At 68.4% G+C, this 17,555-nt stretch carries 19 protein-coding genes and 2 pseudogenes; 4 read left to right on the top strand and 17 right to left on the bottom strand.

Going from position 1 to position 17,555, the window contains the following annotated elements; translation table 11 throughout:
• Position 1: 1 nt before the first annotated feature.
• From J7E88_RS12760 to J7E88_RS12750, 3 genes are read right to left on the bottom strand one after another with little or no spacing between them, the layout of a single operon-like run.
• Positions 2–391: a hypothetical protein gene (locus tag J7E88_RS12760; RefSeq protein ID WP_215180295.1), complete on the bottom strand. Its 390-nt coding sequence runs from the start codon at positions 389–391 to the stop codon at positions 2–4.
• Positions 388–927: a hypothetical protein gene (locus J7E88_RS12755; RefSeq protein WP_215180293.1), complete on the bottom strand. Its 540-nt coding sequence runs from the start codon at positions 925–927 to the stop codon at positions 388–390. Before J7E88_RS12755 ends, J7E88_RS12760 begins: the two co-directional genes overlap by 4 nt.
• A complete protein-coding gene (locus tag J7E88_RS12750; protein ID WP_251022547.1) occupies positions 924–1,325 on the bottom strand; it encodes an ATP-binding protein in 402 nt (133 codons plus the stop codon). The genes J7E88_RS12755 and J7E88_RS12750 overlap by 4 nt, the downstream gene beginning before the upstream one ends.
• 215 nt (positions 1,326–1,540) lie before the next feature.
• Between J7E88_RS12750 and J7E88_RS12745 the strand changes: the two genes are divergently transcribed.
• The 4 genes and pseudogenes from J7E88_RS12745 to J7E88_RS35795 form a co-directional block, all read left to right on the top strand.
• Positions 1,541–2,434: a helix-turn-helix transcriptional regulator gene (locus tag J7E88_RS12745; RefSeq protein WP_308307486.1), complete on the top strand. Its 894-nt coding sequence runs from the start codon at positions 1,541–1,543 to the stop codon at positions 2,432–2,434.
• A 12-nt stretch (positions 2,435–2,446) separates the two neighbouring features.
• Complete coding sequence (locus J7E88_RS12740) at positions 2,447–2,650, top strand: DUF397 domain-containing protein (RefSeq protein ID WP_215180287.1); 204 nt, start codon at positions 2,447–2,449, stop codon at positions 2,648–2,650.
• 1 nt (position 2,651) lies between these two features.
• On the top strand, positions 2,652–2,885 hold the full coding sequence (locus J7E88_RS12735; protein ID WP_215180285.1) for a DUF397 domain-containing protein: 234 nt from the start codon (positions 2,652–2,654) through the stop codon (positions 2,883–2,885).
• A gap of 80 nt (positions 2,886–2,965) precedes the next feature.
• Positions 2,966–3,121, top strand: a pseudogene (locus J7E88_RS35795) (DUF397 domain-containing protein); the annotation flags it as partial.
• A gap of 83 nt (positions 3,122–3,204) precedes the next feature.
• Here J7E88_RS35795 and J7E88_RS12725 read toward each other — a convergent pair.
• From J7E88_RS12725 to J7E88_RS12665, 14 genes and pseudogenes are all read right to left on the bottom strand, one after another.
• Entirely contained in the window at positions 3,205–3,816 is a 612-nt protein-coding gene (locus J7E88_RS12725) for a hypothetical protein (RefSeq protein WP_215180283.1), read from the bottom strand.
• 44 nt (positions 3,817–3,860) lie between these two features.
• Positions 3,861–5,189 carry a histidine--tRNA ligase gene (gene hisS / locus J7E88_RS12720; protein WP_215180280.1) on the bottom strand — a complete coding sequence of 443 codons (1,329 nt, stop codon included), beginning with the start codon at positions 5,187–5,189 and terminating at the stop codon, positions 3,861–3,863.
• A gap of 88 nt (positions 5,190–5,277) precedes the next feature.
• Positions 5,278–5,607, bottom strand: coding sequence for a hypothetical protein (locus J7E88_RS12715; RefSeq protein WP_215180279.1), 330 nt, complete (start codon positions 5,605–5,607; stop codon positions 5,278–5,280).
• Between the two features lie 78 nt (positions 5,608–5,685).
• Positions 5,686–5,970, bottom strand: coding sequence for a hypothetical protein (locus J7E88_RS12710; RefSeq protein WP_215180277.1), 285 nt, complete (start codon positions 5,968–5,970; stop codon positions 5,686–5,688).
• Positions 5,970–7,019 carry a major capsid protein gene (locus tag J7E88_RS12705; protein ID WP_215180275.1) on the bottom strand — a complete coding sequence of 350 codons (1,050 nt, stop codon included), beginning with the start codon at positions 7,017–7,019 and terminating at the stop codon, positions 5,970–5,972. The genes J7E88_RS12710 and J7E88_RS12705 overlap by 1 nt, the downstream gene beginning before the upstream one ends.
• A gap of 15 nt (positions 7,020–7,034) precedes the next feature.
• Positions 7,035–7,451, bottom strand: coding sequence for a head decoration protein (locus tag J7E88_RS12700; protein WP_215180273.1), 417 nt, complete (start codon positions 7,449–7,451; stop codon positions 7,035–7,037).
• 102 nt (positions 7,452–7,553) lie between these two features.
• Positions 7,554–8,264 carry a hypothetical protein gene (locus J7E88_RS12695; protein WP_215180271.1) on the bottom strand — a complete coding sequence of 237 codons (711 nt, stop codon included), beginning with the start codon at positions 8,262–8,264 and terminating at the stop codon, positions 7,554–7,556.
• Positions 8,265–8,493: 229 nt separating this feature from the next.
• Positions 8,494–9,345, bottom strand: coding sequence for a relaxase domain-containing protein (locus J7E88_RS12690; RefSeq protein ID WP_215180269.1), 852 nt, complete (start codon positions 9,343–9,345; stop codon positions 8,494–8,496).
• 96 nt (positions 9,346–9,441) lie between these two features.
• On the bottom strand, positions 9,442–11,166 hold the full coding sequence (locus tag J7E88_RS12685; protein ID WP_215180267.1) for a phage portal protein: 1,725 nt from the start codon (positions 11,164–11,166) through the stop codon (positions 9,442–9,444).
• 590 nt (positions 11,167–11,756) lie between these two features.
• On the bottom strand, positions 11,757–13,250 hold the full coding sequence (locus J7E88_RS12680; RefSeq protein ID WP_215180265.1) for a terminase large subunit domain-containing protein: 1,494 nt from the start codon (positions 13,248–13,250) through the stop codon (positions 11,757–11,759).
• Positions 13,247–13,783 (bottom strand): hypothetical protein, encoded by a 537-nt coding sequence (locus J7E88_RS12675; protein WP_215180263.1) that lies wholly within the window; start codon positions 13,781–13,783, stop codon positions 13,247–13,249. The genes J7E88_RS12680 and J7E88_RS12675 overlap by 4 nt, the downstream gene beginning before the upstream one ends.
• Before the next feature lie 615 nt (positions 13,784–14,398).
• Positions 14,399–15,271 (bottom strand): MFS transporter, encoded by an 873-nt coding sequence (locus J7E88_RS12670; protein WP_251022546.1) that lies wholly within the window; start codon positions 15,269–15,271, stop codon positions 14,399–14,401.
• An 86-nt stretch (positions 15,272–15,357) separates the two neighbouring features.
• Positions 15,358–15,516, bottom strand: a pseudogene (locus J7E88_RS37410) (MFS transporter); the annotation flags it as partial.
• 330 nt (positions 15,517–15,846) lie between these two features.
• On the bottom strand, positions 15,847–17,349 hold the full coding sequence (locus J7E88_RS12665) for a SulP family inorganic anion transporter (RefSeq protein ID WP_215180261.1): 1,503 nt from the start codon (positions 17,347–17,349) through the stop codon (positions 15,847–15,849).
• Between the last annotated feature and the right edge of the window lie 206 nt (positions 17,350–17,555).

The following is a 17,555-nucleotide window of genomic DNA, read 5'->3' as shown; positions in this document are numbered from 1 at the left end:
GTCACGGAGGGCCACCGATCGCACCGGCCGGCGCTAACTCCCGGATCATGAGCGAGGAGTTGGAGCAAGAGTCGATGACCGTGAGGACGGCGACGGGATACGCGCTCCAGCTCCAGCGGCCGACGGCCGTCTTCAGGGAGAAGGTGTAGGGGCGCCCCTGCCGCAGTTCTTGGACGGCAGCTCCCGCCGCCTGGTGGTTGCCGAGCCACGCCCAGGCGATTCCGAACGTCGGGCGGTCGAGCTCGGTCAGGACTTCGCGGACCGACTCGCGCATCCAGACGATGGCCCGGCCCGGGAACGGTGTGGTGGCGCTCAGGGGTTCGAGGAGTTCTCGGCCAGGGCCGTCGTAGTCCCGGTGGCACCCGTAGGTTCGGAGCAACGGCTGAGTCAAGCTGACCACCTGCCCTGGCCCGGATCGGCCGAGCCGAAGGTCGGCACCGGTTCGTCGTCATCGATGGCCAGTTGGTCGAGCAGGTCCAGAGTGGTCATGGCCAGGCGCCGCAGGTGTGCTTGATCGACCGTGTCTTCGGCTACCGAGCGAGCGTGGAAGAGGCTTGCTTCCCTGATGGCCTTGTCCAGTTCGAGGCTGGGCGCTCTGCCAGCTCGCTGCTGGGCGATGGTCACGAGCTGGCCCAGCGTCCGAGTCAGATGCTCGGCACGTTTGAACACCTCGGACTGCCCGTCGCTGGGAGGCTCGTCGATTCTGCGGCGAACGATCCCTAAGAGCTGACCCAACAACCGACGCCGGGGAGGCCGTCGTTGGCGACTGCCGGCGACTCCTGTCGGTCCCGCCGGTGCGCCGAGGATCGCGTCCAGGTCGTCGTCCAGGTTCTCCGCGAGGAAGTTGTCGTGCAGCCTGGCCAGGACGCTGGACATGGTGTCGACGCTGTTATCAGCGCGCCCGGCGCGAAGAGCTGATGTGCTCATACGGCAACCTCCTCGGCGCGAAACTCGACCCACACGTCCTTGCCGTTGCCGGTCGGCGCGGCACCCCAGGCGTCGGCGGTCGCGGCGAGGAGGAACATCCCTCGCCCGTTCTCGCTGCTCCAGTCCGGCTCGCGCACCACGGGGAGCGCCGGACTGTCGTCACTGACGACGATCCGCACTCCGGACGCTGACGATTGAAGGAGGAGTACGCACTCGTTGGAGTCGGCGTGTTTGCTCACGTTGGACAGCAGCTCCGTCACACACATGACCGCCACGTCCACCATCGGGGCCCAACCCCAAGACCGCACATGTGCACTGACGATCCGTCGTACGCGGCCGAGCTGCTTCAGGTCGACGGTCAACTCTTGCCTGTACTGCTTCGTGCCTACCTCTGCCATGACGGTCATGGCTCCTCCAGCGCCCTGAACAGCGCATAGCGATGGGCCGACGCTCTGTGACCCCCCAAGCGCCATGTGTAACGCACAACAGAGTGGACCCGCCTATGCTGTTATCGCAACCCGTTCAGCTACACAGTTGCAGATTCTCAAGAAGCGGCCTAACTCACTGGCATATGACAACTGTTGGAGGGGCCGTGGCTCCATACGACACACTGGTGCCCATCACGTCCGGGAAGGGAGCCAAGTTGCCCAGTCATCCACGGCCCACGGTCCGACGCCGCAGGCTCGGCGGCGAACTCAGAAGGATGCGCGAAGCCGCCGGGGTCTCGACGGAACAGGCAGCCGATCGCATCGGCGGCGACAAGTCGAAAATCTCTCGACAGGAGAATGGTCGACAGGGCGTCAGCAAGCTGGAGATCGAAGCCCTGTTCGGGCTCTACGGCGTCGAGGACGAGAAGCTCAAGACCGCGCTCATCACCTTGGCGCGCGAAGGGCGGCGTAAGAGCTGGTGGGCGCAGTACAGCGACACGCTTCAGGAGATGTTCCAGGAGCAACTGAGCATCGAGTCGGACGCGGTCCGCATCCTCCTCTTCCAGCCCCTACTCATCCCCGGACTGTTCCAGACGCGCGAGTACGCCGAGGAGTCCATCCGCGGGGTGGAGAAGACGGCATCCGATGAGCAGATCGAGTCGTACGTCTCCGTAAGGATGGGTCGACAGGACATACTGCGAGAGAACGCACCGCAGGTAGTCTGCGTCCTGGACGAGGCAGTTCTGCGGCGCATCATCGGCGGCCCGAAGATCATGGCGGGCCAACTCCAGCGGCTGATCGAGCTGAACAACCCGCCCCGGCTCTCAATCCAGGTCATCCCCTTCGGACAGGGATGGCACGCGGGCCTCGACGGCGCCTTCAGCATCTTCAGCTACCCCGACCCCATGGATCTGGATGTGGTCAGGCAGGAGTACCTCGACGGGGCCCTTTATCTGGAGGAGGATGGTCCTGTCGAGCGGTACCAGCTAGCTTTTGACCAACTCCGAGCTTCAGCTCTACCGTCACGACAATCCATGGATCTGATCTCGCAAACGGCGCGAGATCTGAACAAGACTTGAGGCAGGCACCAGATGATGCGGCACGACCTCCCCGAGGACAGGTGGCACAAGTCCTCCTACAGCACCGATAACGGGGGGAATTGCGTCCAGAAGCAGAAGACCGCCGATGGCTACGTCGCCGCTGGCGACAGCAAGAACCGCCAGCTGGGAGCTCACGCGTTCGCTCCGGCCGTGTGGCAGGAGTTCGTGACGGCCGTAGCGGACGGCAAGCTCTAGCGTGAGCAGCGATTCCCCCGACAAGTCCGCCCTCTACTCACTCGACCTGAGCGACGTCGAGTGGCTGGGTGCTCCAGGCAGCGACCCGCACGACCGTGTCGAGATCGCACGCCTGCCCCATGGCGCGGTGGCCATGCGGAACGCGGCCTGCCCGGAGGACCCACCGCTCCGTTACACGGCAGCTGAGTGGAAGGCGTTCACCCTCGGCGTCCGCGACGGCGAGTTCGACGTATAGCCGCTCCACGGACGACGTGCGAAGGAGAGCCTATGACTGATATCCGAGAGCTGGACGGCGCGCTCTAGCACAAGAGCAGCCACAGCGGCACCGACAACGGCTGCGTCGAGCGCGGCAAGCTCCGCTCCGGCCGACAGGCCGTACGAGACACCAAGGCGCGCGAACGAGGAGCCCTGGTCTTCGACGCGGACATCTGGCAGAACTTCGTCAACGGCGAGCGAAACGGCGTGGTCTGATAGCACTCCATGCTGCTGCGCCCCCGCTCCGATTGCTTCGGAGTCGGGGGCGCATTGCGTCAGCTAGCGGGGCCCTCCTTGAACTACTCGTCGAGGTATAGCAGCGCCGTGATCGTCTTCTTGCACACGTCGCAATGCATCGGTGCCTCGATGCTGGCCAGGTCGCATTCGATGGACGTGATCCGGTCCACGACCCCGGTTTCGACCTCACCGCGCCAGGCGTCCTGCCACCGGTCGGTGTTCTCCTGGAGACGCGAGACGTAGCCGCGCGTCATCTCGTAGAACGCCCGGACGCCGTGCTCCTTCATGTAGCCCCAGTTGAACTCCAGGCTTCGGAGCACGACGGGGAAGGGGTGGAGTGCCTGGGTGCGGCCCCAGGTCTCCAGCACGTCCGCGACATCGAGCCTGCCGGCCCGCTCGTCCAGGACGGTCCACATGCCGGAGGCGTCGTAGTCGCCGAGCACCTGATCGAGGATCCCGGCGCAGCGGCGAAGGTTCGCCTTCTTCGCCTGGAAGACCCGAGCGGCCTCGGTACGCGCCTCGGACGTGGATTCCTTGCGGGCCTTGCTGATCGCCCGGGTTAACTCCGTGCTGAGAGCCGCCTCGTCACACAGTGAGTCCCCGAAGCTGAGCCACGGGTCCGGAAACCCACGCTCAGCCGTCACCTCGAAGATCCGATCGCCTTGCGTTCCCATCCGCTCCTCCTCGAAAGTCGGCAGCGGACAGGGCCCGCTGCGCGTCAACTGGATGGTGCGCACCGCCGCGCGAGTTCCGCAGCAGCCTGATCAAGCGGGACCTGGACCTGCTCGCCGCTGTCCATGTCCCGCAGCGTGACCGTTCCGGCATCGCGCTCCGCCTTGCCGTAGATCACGCAGAAGCGGGCCCCTTGATCGCTGGCCCACTTCATCTGCTTGGCGAACTTCCCACTGGACCCGAGGTAAACACCTGTTCGAACCCCGGCGCGGCGGATTTCAGCCGCCACCCGGAAGCTGTCCGCTGCCAGGTCCTCGCCCATGACCGTGACGGCCACGTCGATCTGCGAGTAGCTGCCCTCGTCGGCCTGTTCGAGGAGCGGCAGGATGCGTTCGATGCCCAGCGAGCCGCCACAGGCGGGTGAGTCCTTGCCCCCGAGCCGAGCGATGAGTCCGTCGTACCGGCCACCGGACGCGATCGACCCCGGCATGCCCGGGGCGACCACCTCGAAGATGATCCCCGTGTAGTAGTCGAGGCCGCGCACGAGGTTTGGCGTGAACCCGATGCGCTCGGCGGGGATGGCGTCCTTCGTCAGCTCCAGCAGCCGGTCCACCTCCGCAAGGCCCGCCTGACCGATCTCGCTGGACTTCAGCTCTCCCCGGATCCGCTCGACCGCGTCCGGCGAGGTGAGGTCGTCCACCAGGCCCCGCGCCACCTCGGACGACAGCCCACGGTTGGAGACCAGCTCGTCGACGACGGCTTCTGGTGAGAGCTTGTCGAGCTTGTCGAGGGTGATCAGCACGCCGGAGCCGAGGTCCGCGGGAACGTTGTACGCCTCCAGCAGGCCGAACAGCACGTGCCGGGAGTTCAGCAGGAACCGGAACTCCGGCACTCCGAGCGCGGCCAAAGCGTCGTGGAGGGCCAGAACGACCTCGGCGTCGGACAGCGGCGAGGAGGACCCCACGACGTCCAGGTCACACTGCACGAACTCGCGGAAGCGCCCCTTGCCCGGCCGGTCGGCACGCCACACCGGAGCGATGGCGTACCGCTTGTACGGAGAGGGCAGCTGACTGCCGTAGGCAGCCGCCGCGCGAGCCAGCGGCACCGTGAGGTCGTAGCGCAGAGCAAGATCAGCCTCACCGGTCGCCTCATGCTCGCCCCGGCGGAGGATCTTGAAGATCAGCTTGTCGCCCTCGTCGCCGTACTTGCCGGTAAGGACGTCCAGCCGCTCGAACGCCGGCGTCTGGAGGGGCTGGAAACCGTAGCGGGCGAACACTTCCCGGATCGTCGCGAACGCGCGCTCCCGCCTCTCATGCTCTGCGGCGAGGAAATCACGAGTGCCGGACGCGGGCTCAAACTGCTTCAACGAGGCCATGCCGTCATAGTCCCGGAATCCAGGGGCCGGGAGCAAAACACATCGAGCGGTGTCTCAAGGATCAGTCGCCCGTCTCCGGACCCAGGACCTACCGGTAGCGGCGCACGGGCACCAACCATGTCACCGCCAGCGCCTCATCCACCTCGTCCCCATCCTCCGGATCATCCGGCGCAGGAGCCTGGCGGACCTGCTCGATCTGCCGCTCGATGCCACGCAGATTCTCCTGCAAGTCCATGGTCACCACGCCATCCACGGTGACCTTCAGCGGATCGGCGAGGAGCTTCGCGCGCCGCTCGCCCAGGACCTCCAGCGCGACCGCCCGAGCCGACCGCAGCCGGAAGAACCGGCGCTCCAGGTCGGCAGGGTCCGTGTCCGGGCCGAGCTGCGCCAGCAGCCACGACCTCTGGAACTCGTCCACGAGGGACTCCTTCGTCGAACGAAGTACGACCCGTCACCAGACGGGGGATGCTGGTGACGGGCCGTACGGACAACATATCTACGATCCGGACGAGCGGGAACGCCGGGCTTGCGGCTTCTTCGCCCCGCCGCCGGCCTCCGCTCCCGCCGCCTCCGAGGCGCTGTCCTTCTCGGTGGGCTCCGGCTCGCCGACCGCGATCGGCTCCGGTTCGCTCTCCTCGAGTACCGCATCCCACGCGTCCGGGTTGGTGATGAGTTCGGCCACCTCCGGGTCCGGGGACTCGCCCGGCAGCAGGATCAGCTCCTCCCGGGTGGCCGGGTCCTGTACGTACACCGCGGCCTTCAGCCGCCCGCGGCCCGCCATCACAGGACCTTCGCCACGATGTGCGCGTCCGGGGTGTGCATGACCGGCATCGCGACCCCGGCCCCCTTGGTCCAGATCTGCACCGGGTCATCCTGAACACCACGGGTGATGATCAGGCCGGGAGCGTCCTCACGCAGGATCTCCGGGTTCGACCCGCGCGACAGCACCAGGCCCTCCGCCGTCACCCCATACATGGTCTGCGCCCACTTCTCCCGCTCCGGCGGCACCAGAATCCACCGGTCCTCCGGCAGCACCTTGCGGGGCTTGCCGTCGACGCGGACCTGGGCCTTGTAGAACTGGATCGGCGGCAGCGAGTAGTTTCCGCGCACCACGTTGATCTGCTGTGGGGTGAGCGTCGCCGTCGGCGTGGTCGACGGGTTCACGCTGCCGTAGTACGCCGCCCTGTAGCTGTTGTTCGCCGCGAGGTAGCTGAACGCCTTGCGGCTGGTGATCACCAGCTCGGGCTCCGGGGCGCCGATGTCATCCAGGTGCTGGATCCACCGCAGCTCGTCCGCGATCGGGTCGGAGGCCGGGTCCGACCACGGCCGCGAGGCGACCGGCATGTTCTCGGCGGGAACGTTCCAGTCCACCTCCAGCGTCAGCCCGTTCTCCTGCTCCAGCGTGAACCGGCCGTCCAGGAGGACATCGCCGGCCGCCAGTTCCAGCCGGGACCGGATCGCCTCGACGTGCCGTTCCACATCGTCATACAGCAGCTCGATCAGCCGGTCCTGATCCGAGCCGTGCGACGCCTCCAGCAGGATCTGCTCCTGCTCGGAGACGACGAGCTTCTGACCCAGCGCGGGCAGCGCACCCTCACGGGACGTCTGCCACGCCTCACGCGTCGCGAACGGCACGCTCGCGTTGAACGCGCGGTATTTCGCGACGTTGACGTACCGGCCGGAGTCCTTCGTACGCCACTTCACCTCCCGCATCTCCACGTTCGGGAAGATCGACTGGGTGAGAAGGAAGTCCTTCGGGGACGGGATGGCCCTGGCGAACGTCGTCAGGTCCATCACCGAGACGTCCTTGAGCAAGTCCTGAATCGTCACAGCTCAGACCGCCGCTCAGACGAAACGGATCTGCGCGGCACGCGGGTGCCACACCAGCTCGGACACATCGATGCCGCCCGGCACCTTCGACGCGCGCACCGCGCCGTGCCACAGCAGCGCGGCCGGAACCCGCGTCTGCCCCGGAGCGAACGGCGCCTCCGCGATCACGAAGCCGCGCAGGATCTGACGGCCGCAGTGCGCCTCCGGGTCGTACGGGCCGTACAGGCCGGACTCCGCGACCCTGCCGACCGGCACACCGGACAGCACCCGGCCGTACGGCTCGCACCCGTCGCCGCACACGTAGTGCGTGCCCTCGCAGAACAGGTTGAGGTCGAGGGTGATCGTGTCGACAGAGTCGGTGCCGTGCAGGGACGCCAGCCACTCGCGGTTGGCGGTCGTGTACTCGGACTTGGATACGGGCTGGATGGACATGTGTGTCTCCATGGACGCTGCGGTCAGAATCCGCACACCGCCCACGGAGGCGATGCCGTCCACGAAGTCGAAGGGGCGTGGTCCCCAAGATCTGGGCCCGGACTACTGGGCAGGTGCCTCGCGGAACTCGGGGATCAGGCCCCGCCGTTTGGCCATCTCCAGCCCGGCTGAACCAGGCTTCGACACCGGGTTCGTGCGGGTGGGGCCGCGCCCGGCCGGTGCGCCCGCAGGAGCCGCCGGCACCGCCGTGCGGACCTCCCCGAACAGCTCCGGACGGCGCGCTCGAAGCGCCTCGGCCGCCGACTGGATGTGCGCCTCGTCCGCGTCCTCGTCCTCCATGGTCAGTAGACGCTCCGCGTCCACCAGGTCATCGCCCTCCGCGCCGAGCGCCACCAAAGCGGCTCGGCGAAGCGCGGCCCGCTCCCGCTCGGCAGCCAACTCCTCCCGGCGCGCAGCCTGCAACTCTCGCTCCTGGGCTACCTGTTCCCGGCGCTCCACCTCCGACAGCGCGGCCTGCTCGGCCTCCCGCTGCGTGGACACGAACTCGGACAGGGCCTTCGGGGTGTCGAACCCGAGTGTGGACAACAGGCGCTTGATCGCGGCTCGTTCACCCTGGGCCTTTTCCCGCGTCAGCAGCTTCCCCAGACGGTCCTGGGTCACAGTGACCTGCTGATCCGAGCCACCCGCGTCGGTGCCCTCATCCAGCTGCTGGTCGTTCGTCTCGTCCTCCGAAGAGGCACCGAGAATCGGGTAGATCGGCCGCCCATCACGGCGAAAGCCCACAGGACGGCGAGGCGGCAGGGGCCGGACCATACATCTCCTCCAGAGCGCGCCCCCGCGCTGCCGATCAGTGTAGCCATCGCCGCCGACAGTCGAGCATCCATCTACAACCTGCCCGTACACAGATTCTTCACCTGGGGTGATGGCCAGGCAGGCCCCTAGCGAGCAAGCCCGGTCGGTGACCGGGCCAGCCGTCCGACGGGACCACGATCAGGCCATGCAGTACTGAGGCACCGGACGCCGACACCGACCAGATACGTCGTCAGCGGTTGCGCCACGGGCCGCTCTCCCATGGATCGGTCTCCCACGGGTCACTGTCCCCGAGATCGCTCTCCCACGGATCACGGTCGGTCTCCTGCCCCAAACCCGCACAGCCCTTATCCGCCGAGTCCCCCACCCGCAGCAGTCCTTCGGGCACGCCCGAAATCTCGAAGGAGAGGCTGCCGTCGCGGCCGCTAACCACCTCCGTACCGAACCCGAGCCCACGCAGGTCCTCGGCCAGCTTCGCCCGGCCAAAGGCACCACTCGCGAGGAGCACATCGTCCTCGAACAGCGACGACCGCCGTGGGCCGCGCAGTTCCCCGAACTCGTCAAGGACACCGACCAGATAGCTATGCACATGCAGCAACGGCGGTGGCGGCGCCTGGGGCCGGGGCTGCCCGACCGCGTGGAGCGCCACAGCAGCGGCAAACCCGGGGACAGACGCGCCGTTGTCGCCGCGCAGCTTCCAGATCAGGTACTGAAGGGAGTGGTAGGCGGCGTCAACGACCGCCTTCTCCACCCTGACGCGCAGATCCGCTCTTGCCTGAGCCCAGACCCAGGACACCGATGGCGGCACCAGAAACGTCAGGTCGAACGCCGCACCGTCCCCGCGAACCTGCGCCCCACTGATGGTGTGCCGCCCTGCTATCGCCGCGGCCAGGGCCCCGGTCGTTGCCTCGGTGCCCGCCTTGAGTCCCAGGCACCCCAATGCCTCGACCGCACCCACCCACATCGTGTTCGCCAGTCGGTCCGGCGGATCCTCCGGCCTGACGAACGCCCCCGGCGCCGCCAAGGGCTCCACAGCCCGCCTTGCCTCGTCCTTAGCTACCCGAAGCGTGCGAACCGTCAGCACAGAACGCCCCTCTCGCTGCACCAGTTGAAACCATCACAGCGGTAGTCCGGCCCAACTGGCAATCGAACACGGAAGGATCCGACCCAGGTCGGACGATCAATGCGTAGCCCCAGTCGACAACACCTGTGTGGCCCTCTCGCCGTCGGCCTGTTGGCCGTTCCCGTCCTCTGGAGCCTGCGCACCCCGCCTCGCTGCGGCGTCCTGCTCCGCCTTCGCCCTGATCCGCTCTACCTCCTGCGACGCATCCTTGATCGGATACCCGGCCTCCAGCAGCATCATCACGGCCGTCTCCAGCGACAACACCCCCGCCCCGTACGCCTTGACGACCTCCTCCAGCACCGCGCCCCGGTCGGTCGGCGTGTGCGGCGCCCACGACAGCCGCGCCGGCAGCGTCTCCCCGGCCGTCCAGCCCTCCGCCCGCCCGGCCTGATAGAGCCGCTGCACCATCTTGAACAGCAGCCGGTACTTGTGCTCCCGCGCGAGCCGCATCATGCCGATCAGCGCGTCCAGCGGCCCCAGCGCCAACTTCAGCGCATACCCGGACGGCACCTCCGTGGCGTCCAGCGTCCCCAGCCCGGCCGCCGTCACCCGCGAGTTCGCCGCGATCCGCTCCAGCAGGTGATCCACCCGCGCCCGCAGCTCAGCCAACTGCGGTGACGTGTCCAGCGCGTCCATCCGCCCCGTCTCGCCGAGCTGCCACACCGCACCGGCCTTCACCTCAAGCTCCTGCGGCCTGCCCGTCGCCCGGTCCACGGGCAACCGCGCACCCGCGAGCCCGATGATCGGCGTGCCCGTCGTCGCGGACGCCGCCGAGCTGTCGGAGTCTGTGGCCGCGAGCTCATCCAGCGCCTGCAGAACCCGCGCGAGCACCGACCGGCCCCAGTGCTCGCCGCCGTCCGGGATCGTGTTCGCGATGTGCACAACCGGCACGAAGTCGATCATCAGGTCCAGCCTGTTCAGCTCCGTGCCGTCCGCCCGCACCCGAAAGCTCGCCTTTCCCATCGGCAGACGGTCCAGCGCCTCCCCGTTCTTCAGATCATCCAGCAGCCATTCCGCATCGGTGAGGTAGCACGTCACGTTGGACACCCGGCCCGGCTCCCACGGATACGTGCGCCCCGCCACGCTGCCGCCGTCCCCGTCCTCCCCGCCGTCCTCGGATATCGGCCCCAGCTCGTACGTCACCCGACGCACCCGGGCCTTCAACCCGGCATCGTCATCCGCCGGCAGGTCCCACGCCAGATGCACCTGCGTGGGAAAGTCGTCGTCCTCGTCGTCCCACTGCGGGAAGAAGAACCCCGGATCGTAGGCGCGCAGCGTCGGCCGCTGCTTCTGCGGGTTCCACGCCAGCGCCATCACGCTGTCCCCGAGCAGCACCGCCGCCCGCTCCGCCTGCTGGACACGGAACGTCAGCAGCTCCTTGTCCGCCCACTTCCTGAGCCGCTCCTGCACCGCGGCGGCCTCCGCCGCACCCGGCGTCGGCGTCGCCTCATCCGCATGCTCCGCCCCCTCGACGGCGACCTTCTGCTCCGAGCCGAGGAGGTAACCGAGCGCGGTGTCCACCAGGTTCGCCGCGTCACCCAGCTCCCGGCGCTCCAGTGCGCCCGCATCGCCACCAGCCGCCGCGAGCTGCCCCGCCTGGTTAGAGTCGTACGACGCGAGCACCTTGTACGCGGCCAACCGCCGCAACTCATGCGGCGGCACCCACGTCTTGGCCAGCTCCGGAAACGCGCGGCTGCCCGGACGCCCGGCATCCGCCATCACTGGCTTGTAGTTCAGCCACGACCACGCATCGATCACGAGCTGGCGCAGGCCCACATCCACTCCCGGAAGGTCGGCCCCGCGCCACCGTCAGCCTAATCGTCGCTATAGAGCCGAGTCGTCCAGCACCGCAAGAGCCCAGTCCAGTGGCACGCCCTTCTCCATGAACTCGTGCAGATCACGCAGCCGAGTAAGGCACTCTCCACTCCACCCTCGGGATAGCTCAACCACCGGTCGCAAGCTCACCACTCGCTCAACCCGACCCGAGTGGGTTCCCCCCGAATCGAGGAGCACGAACCCCGCGTGCACCACCCGCTTCCCCGACGGCCGCCATCGGGGCAAGTCGGTCACGCAACCGATATCCAAAAGCAAACCCGCCCAGACCATCGGCCACCCGGAGCGCGAGTCATCCCATACCGCAGCAGGCTGAAACTCCATCAGGTCGTCCAAGTCCTCGTCGAAGAGGCACTCAGCGACCAAGCACCGGACCCGCTCATCTCGGTCACTATCGCTGTCAAACAGCAGCGCCTTCTTCTCGGCCTCATCGACCGCAACTCCGAAGACCCGTCGCGCTACGCCCTCCGGCCAGTGATATCGGTGCATACCTCCACCCCGCCGCCCCTTCAACACCAGCCACATTACGCCTCGTTGATCTAGCGCCGACCACTCAATCGCTGATCATCACCCCCACGCGGTGGTGGCATCGTCGGATCCAGGAACAGATCCCACAGCGCCCACACCGCCGAGTCCAGCAAGTCCGGCGAGTCCTCCGTCTCACCCTGACCCACGAACGTCGTCATCTGCTCCTCCAACTCCGCGAACACCCGCGCCGCCCCCACGTGATGCACCCGCGTCTGCTCGTACAACTGCGCCACCGGAGCAGCCCGCGCCCTCTTCCCTCGCGTCGCATGAACAATGCGCCAGTTCACCGTCGGGTCCACCTGCTCCAGCAGCGCAGGCAGGTAGTCACCGCCGTTGTTCGCCTCGATGACCACGCAGTCCGCACGATGCTCGTGGTACAGCGCAGCGGCCCGCTTCATCGCCTGCGTCGGCGTATGCCGATCCTGCTCGCAGTGCAGCAGATACCCGCGGGGCCGGTCGTCCCCGAACATCGACTCCACCGGAAAGCCGCGCCCCGCCACCGTGAACGCCGTCATGTCCGCGTTCTCGTGGCTCTTGGTCGCCGGGTCCACAGCCACCACCACCCGCTGAAGGTCCGGCAGATGCTCGGGCCTCCACCGAAAGCCCTCCACCTCCAGCATCCAGCCCTGCCAAAGCGCGCCCTCCACGTCCTCGAGTAGCTCGCCCGACAGCTCCTGCCGACCCAACCTGGTGCCGGCGTACTCCTCCTCCAGCTCCTCCCGCGCCGCCATACTCAGGTTCGCGTCGTTCTCCCGCATGTGCCCGCGCGTCAGCACCACCCGAGGCGGAGCACCACCCTCCCGGTGCGCCTTCTCCTGCGCCCGGCCACGCTCCACCAGCCTCTTGACGTGCGGGAGCGGCTTCGGCGTCGTGGAGATCACGACCTGCGGGGTGTCCGCCTCACGCAGGCAGAACCACAGCATGTCGTAGACCTCTTGCGCCGTGTGCCGCGACCAGGCCGCGTACTCATCCGCCCACGCCTTGTCGAACGCCCAGCCACGCAGGTTGTCCGGCGTCTCCGCACCAAAGCCACGGATCAGCGTGCCGTTCTTCAGCCGCAGCGTCGTCTCGCCCAGCGACGAGGTGTACTTCGCGATCTCCTCCGGCGGGAACACCGACAACAGCCCAGACTTCTGGGACTCAAAGCAGATGTCCCGCACGAGCGTCGCGTTCTTCGCCACCACCGCGATCTGCTGCCCCGGTGTCTGCGCCCAATCCCGCACCGCCTCCGCCGCCGTCCGCGACTTCCCCCAGCCACGGCCGGTGAGCAGCATCCACACCGTCCACAGCCACAACGGCCGCCGCTGCGCCGCACGGGCATGGTGATGCAGCCACCCCGCGTGAGGCAGCCCGTCGCAGTCCGGGACCTCGCACGCCCACCGCCGCGCCGACAGCTCATCAGCCCGCACCAGCGCCGCGACCTCGGCCCGAAGCTGCTCCTCGCTCATCACCGACGGGTCCGCGAACCCCTCGACCAAGCCGCGCTTGGCCCGACCCCGGCTCACTTCCCACCCTCCGACAGCCGCCGCTCCAACTCCCGGCGCAGCTGGTCCATCCGGGCCCGGCGCTCCTCATCCGACAGCGCCGCCACGTCCGCGCCCTGGTCCCGGTCCTCGACCGCCCCGGCCACCGGGGCCTCACCCACGGCCCGCCGTTCGATCTCCGCCGCGACCTGGATGTAGCGCAGCAACTCGGATGGCGACAGTTCCCGCGGGTCGAGTGTCTGGAGCCGCGCGACTGCCTTGCTCTGCACGGCCTGCGCCAACTTCGCATGCCTACGGGCGATGTCCCGCCGCGCCTGCGCCTGCTCCGCGAGGAACAAACGGTCCTGCTCCCGGTCGTAGGCCGTAGCCCGCATCACCCATGCGAACTGCCGCGACCACCGGCCCATCAGCGCACGGGATTTATCCAACTCCCGTGCCACCTTCGTGACACTCCGCACCGGGCCAAAGTCGCGGTACGCCGCAAACGCCTCGAACGCCTGGGGAGACTCGTACGCCTGCCGTTCCCAGGGATCGACGACTCCCCGGTCATTCACCGGTCAGCCTTCCTTCTCCCCATGCGCCATGAAGCTCCAGGGCACAAGAGTAGACATCGGCACCACCCTCACGGCCGACGCCCACGAGGAGGTGGGGGTTGTTGGCGGCGATCCGGGCGACGTCCTCGCGCAGCTCAGGGGTGCCCTCGGACGGCGCCTGGGTGTGAGTGAGCCGCTTGCGCTGGCGCGTGGTCCGGAAACCGCACTCGGCGCCGCGGGGAAGGCCCGGTCGGGACTGTCGAGGCGCCGCACGCGCAGCTCGTACCGCCGGGGCCCTTGATGTTCGGCGAAGTGCCGCAAGTACATCTGGAGAACGGTGTGGTCCCGCGTCCTGCCCGTTCTGGCCGCCTTCTTTCCTGTGGACGCTTTGCCCACGTGCGGCTCCCTCCCCGCGAGCCGAAGCCTCCCTGTCAGTAAACAGCGCAGCGTGCTCGGGCGGAGAGGAGAAGCGGCAGGGGCGTTTGATCCTGCCGACTTCACTGTGATTCAGGCCCGGCTGGACGGCGTGGTGGCGTCGTTCTCACGCCGGGCGCCGACGAGACCCACGCCGCAGCCGAGGCCGCCACTGCCAGGCGACGCACGTGACAGGGGTCTCCATCCCCGGCAGTGACCGGGTCAGCCGTGGTCTGCCGAGCGCGGTGTACGGACCAGCAGGGCGGCGAGTGCTGCGGCGGCGGGGAGGCCGGCGAGGGCGATGAGGGCGGTGCCGTATCGGCCGGTGAGGTCGTGGCCGACGGAGATGGCGAGGGGGCCGAATGCGCTGGCGGCGATGGTGATGGTGTGGGCGCTGCCGCGGATGGCGCCGAGGTGGGCGGTGCCGAAGTAGCGGGGCAGGGTGGCGGATTCGACGGCGCGGAGCAGGCCGCCCGAGGCGCCGAGCAGGAGGCCGTAGCCGATGGCGGTCCAGCCGGGTTCGACGAGGCGGGCGGAGAGCACGGCGCAGGCCAGGATAGTCATGGCGGCGGTGAGGACGGTTTTGGGCGGCAGGCGGTCGATGAGGGCGCCGGCGGCGAGGGCGGCGAGCAGGGCGGCGGCGGTCTGGGGCAGGAAGTTGGCGGCGGCTTCCACCGGGGTGAGGCCGCGTTCGCCGAGCAGGGCGATCTGGTGGAAGTTCAGGCCGGTGGTGAGCATGCTGCTGGCGGCCAGGCAGGCGGCGACGGCCCAGAACGCGCCGGTGCGCAGGGCCCGGCGCAGGGGCCAGCCGGTCAGCGGTGCGTCGACTGCGGCGCCGGTGAGCGGGGTGATGCCGTCGACGTGCTGACCGAGGTCGGCGGGCCTGTTGCGGATGCCGAAGAGTGCGAGGGGGATGACGATCAGCCAGACAGCGATGCCTTCGATGGCCCACGCCTGGCGCCAGCCGTACGTGGAGACCAGGCGTTCGACGAGGAGCGGGGCGAGGGAGATGCCGGCTGTGCCCACCGCGCTGGTGATGCCGAGGGCCAGGCCGCGTCGCTTGTCGAACCAGTACGCGACGGTGGTGGTCGCCACCAGGGACAGCGCCCCTGTCCGGCCATGCGGATGCCGACGAACCCGGCGGTCAGGCCGGCGATCCCGGTGATGAAGGACAGGGAGATCAGGATCGCGCCGAAGGCGGCTCCGACGGCTGCGATCACCCGTCTCGGGCCGTGGCGGTCGATGGCGCGGCCGACCAGCGGCATCGCGCAGGCGCCGACGAGTGTTCCGGCCAGGTAGGCGGTGGAGACCTGGGTGCGGTTGATGCCGAGGTCCGTGATGAGCGGGTCGATGAAGACCGAGACGCCGGTGGTCTGGCCCGGCGCGGTCATCGCCATGGCCAGGGCGCTGTAGCCGACGATGCGCCAGCCGTGGAAACGCCCGCCGGGCAAAGGCCCGGCAGGCGTGGTGGGATCGGCTTCGGAACGGAAGGGCTCGGTGACGCGGCTCAGTGTTCCTCCTCCCCGGCTGCCCCGTCGTCCCGAGGGGGCAGGTGACGCGGGCCGGGTTCCGGGATCGTCAGGGCATTGTCCCGGACCCGGCCCGCGCGCAGAAGGCCGCCTGCGCCCGCGGTCCGTGGGTCCGTGGTCCGCGGCGAGAGGCGGCCGGTGTCAGTGGCCGGCGGTGAGCTGGCCGGCGAGGCGTTCGTGCATGTCCGCGCTGGGCTCGTTCAGGCCGATGATGGTGACCTTCTTGCCGCGCTGCTTGTACTTGGTTTCGATGGCGTCAAGGGCGGCCACCGAGGAGGCGTCCCAGATGTGGGCGTCGGTGAGGTCTATGACGACGTCGTCCGGGTCGTCCTTGTAGTTGAACTGGTAGACGAGGTCGTTGGAGGAGGCGAAGAACAGCTCGCCGGTGACCGCGTAGACGACCTGGTTGCCGTCGGGGTCGACGACGCCGGAGACCTGGGCGAGGTGGGCGACACGCTTGGCGAAGATCACCATGGCGGTGATGGAGCCGAGGACGACGCCGATGGCGAGGTTGTGGGTGGCGACCACGGCGGCGACGGTGACGACCATCACGGTGGTCTCGCCCAGCGGCATCCGCTTGAGGGTCCCCGGCTGGATGGAGTGCCAGTCGAAGGTGGCGACCGAGACCAGGATCATGACGGCGACCAGGGCGGCCATGGGGATGTCGGAGACGACCGGTCCGAAGGCGATGCACAGCACCATCAGGAAGGCCCCGGCGAGGAACGTCGAGAGCCGGGTGCGGGCGCCGGACGTCTTCACGTTGATCATCGTCTGGCCGATCATGGCGCAGCCGCCCATGCCGCCGAAGAAGCCGGTGACGATGTTGGCGATGCCCTGGCCGATGGACTCGCGGGTCTTGTTGGAGTGGGTGTCGGTGATGTCGTCGACGAGCTTGGCGGTCATCAGCGATTCCATCAGCCCCACCAGCGCGAAGGCGAAGGCGTAGGGGGCGATGGTGGTCAGGGTGTCCATGGTGAAGGGCACGTCGGGCAGGCCCGGCACCGGCAGGGAGGAGGGCAGGTCGCCCTTGTCGCCCACGGTCGGTACGGCGATGCCGGCGGCGATGGTGATGACGGTCAGGATGACGATGGAGACCAGCGGTGCCGGGATCACGGTGGTGATCTTCGGGAAGAACACCATGAGCGCCAGGCCGCCGATGATCAGCGGGTAGACAGGCCAGGGCACGTCGTGCATCTCGGGTACCTGGGCCATGAAGATCAGGATGGCGAGGGCGTTGACGAAGCCGACCATGACACTGCGCGGGACGAAGCGCATCAGCTTCGCCACGCCGAGCGCGCCGAGCAGGATCTGGATGAGGCCGCCGAGGATGACGGCGGCGATCAGGTAGCCGAGGCCGTACTCGTGGTTGAGCGGGGCGATGACCAGGGCCATGGCGCCGGTGGCGGCGGAGATCATGGCCTTGCGGCCGCCGACGACCGAGATCACCACGGCCATGGTGAAGGACGCGAACAGGCCGACGGCCGGGTCGACGCCGGCGATGATCGAGAACGAGATGGCCTCGGGGATCAGGGCCAGCGCCACCACCAGGCCGGCCAGCACCTCGGTGCGGAAGACCTTCGGGGAGGCGAGCCAGTCGGGCTTGGACATGCGCATCTTGGGGACTGCGGACAGCGGTGAGGACATGCAACCGTTTCTGTTCGGGCGCGTGCGTCCACCTGCTGGACGCGCGCGCGTCGTACTCGACTCCGCACAAGGGGCGGAAGTCCCCGGCGGCCCGGCCTCGATGGGGGCCCTGCCGGTGGGAGTGGCAGCCTTGGTGGCTGCCGGTCGGGCATCATTGCCCGGAAGTCCGTGGGTGCCGGCGAGGGGCCTGGTCGTGGCTCACGCGC

It is taken from the genome of Streptomyces sp. ISL-10 (genome assembly GCF_018614575.1).
GTDB lineage: Bacteria > Actinomycetota > Actinomycetes > Streptomycetales > Streptomycetaceae > Streptomyces.
The sequence above is the reverse complement of the archived record's forward strand: the minus strand, read 5'-3'. Positions and strand labels throughout refer to the sequence as shown.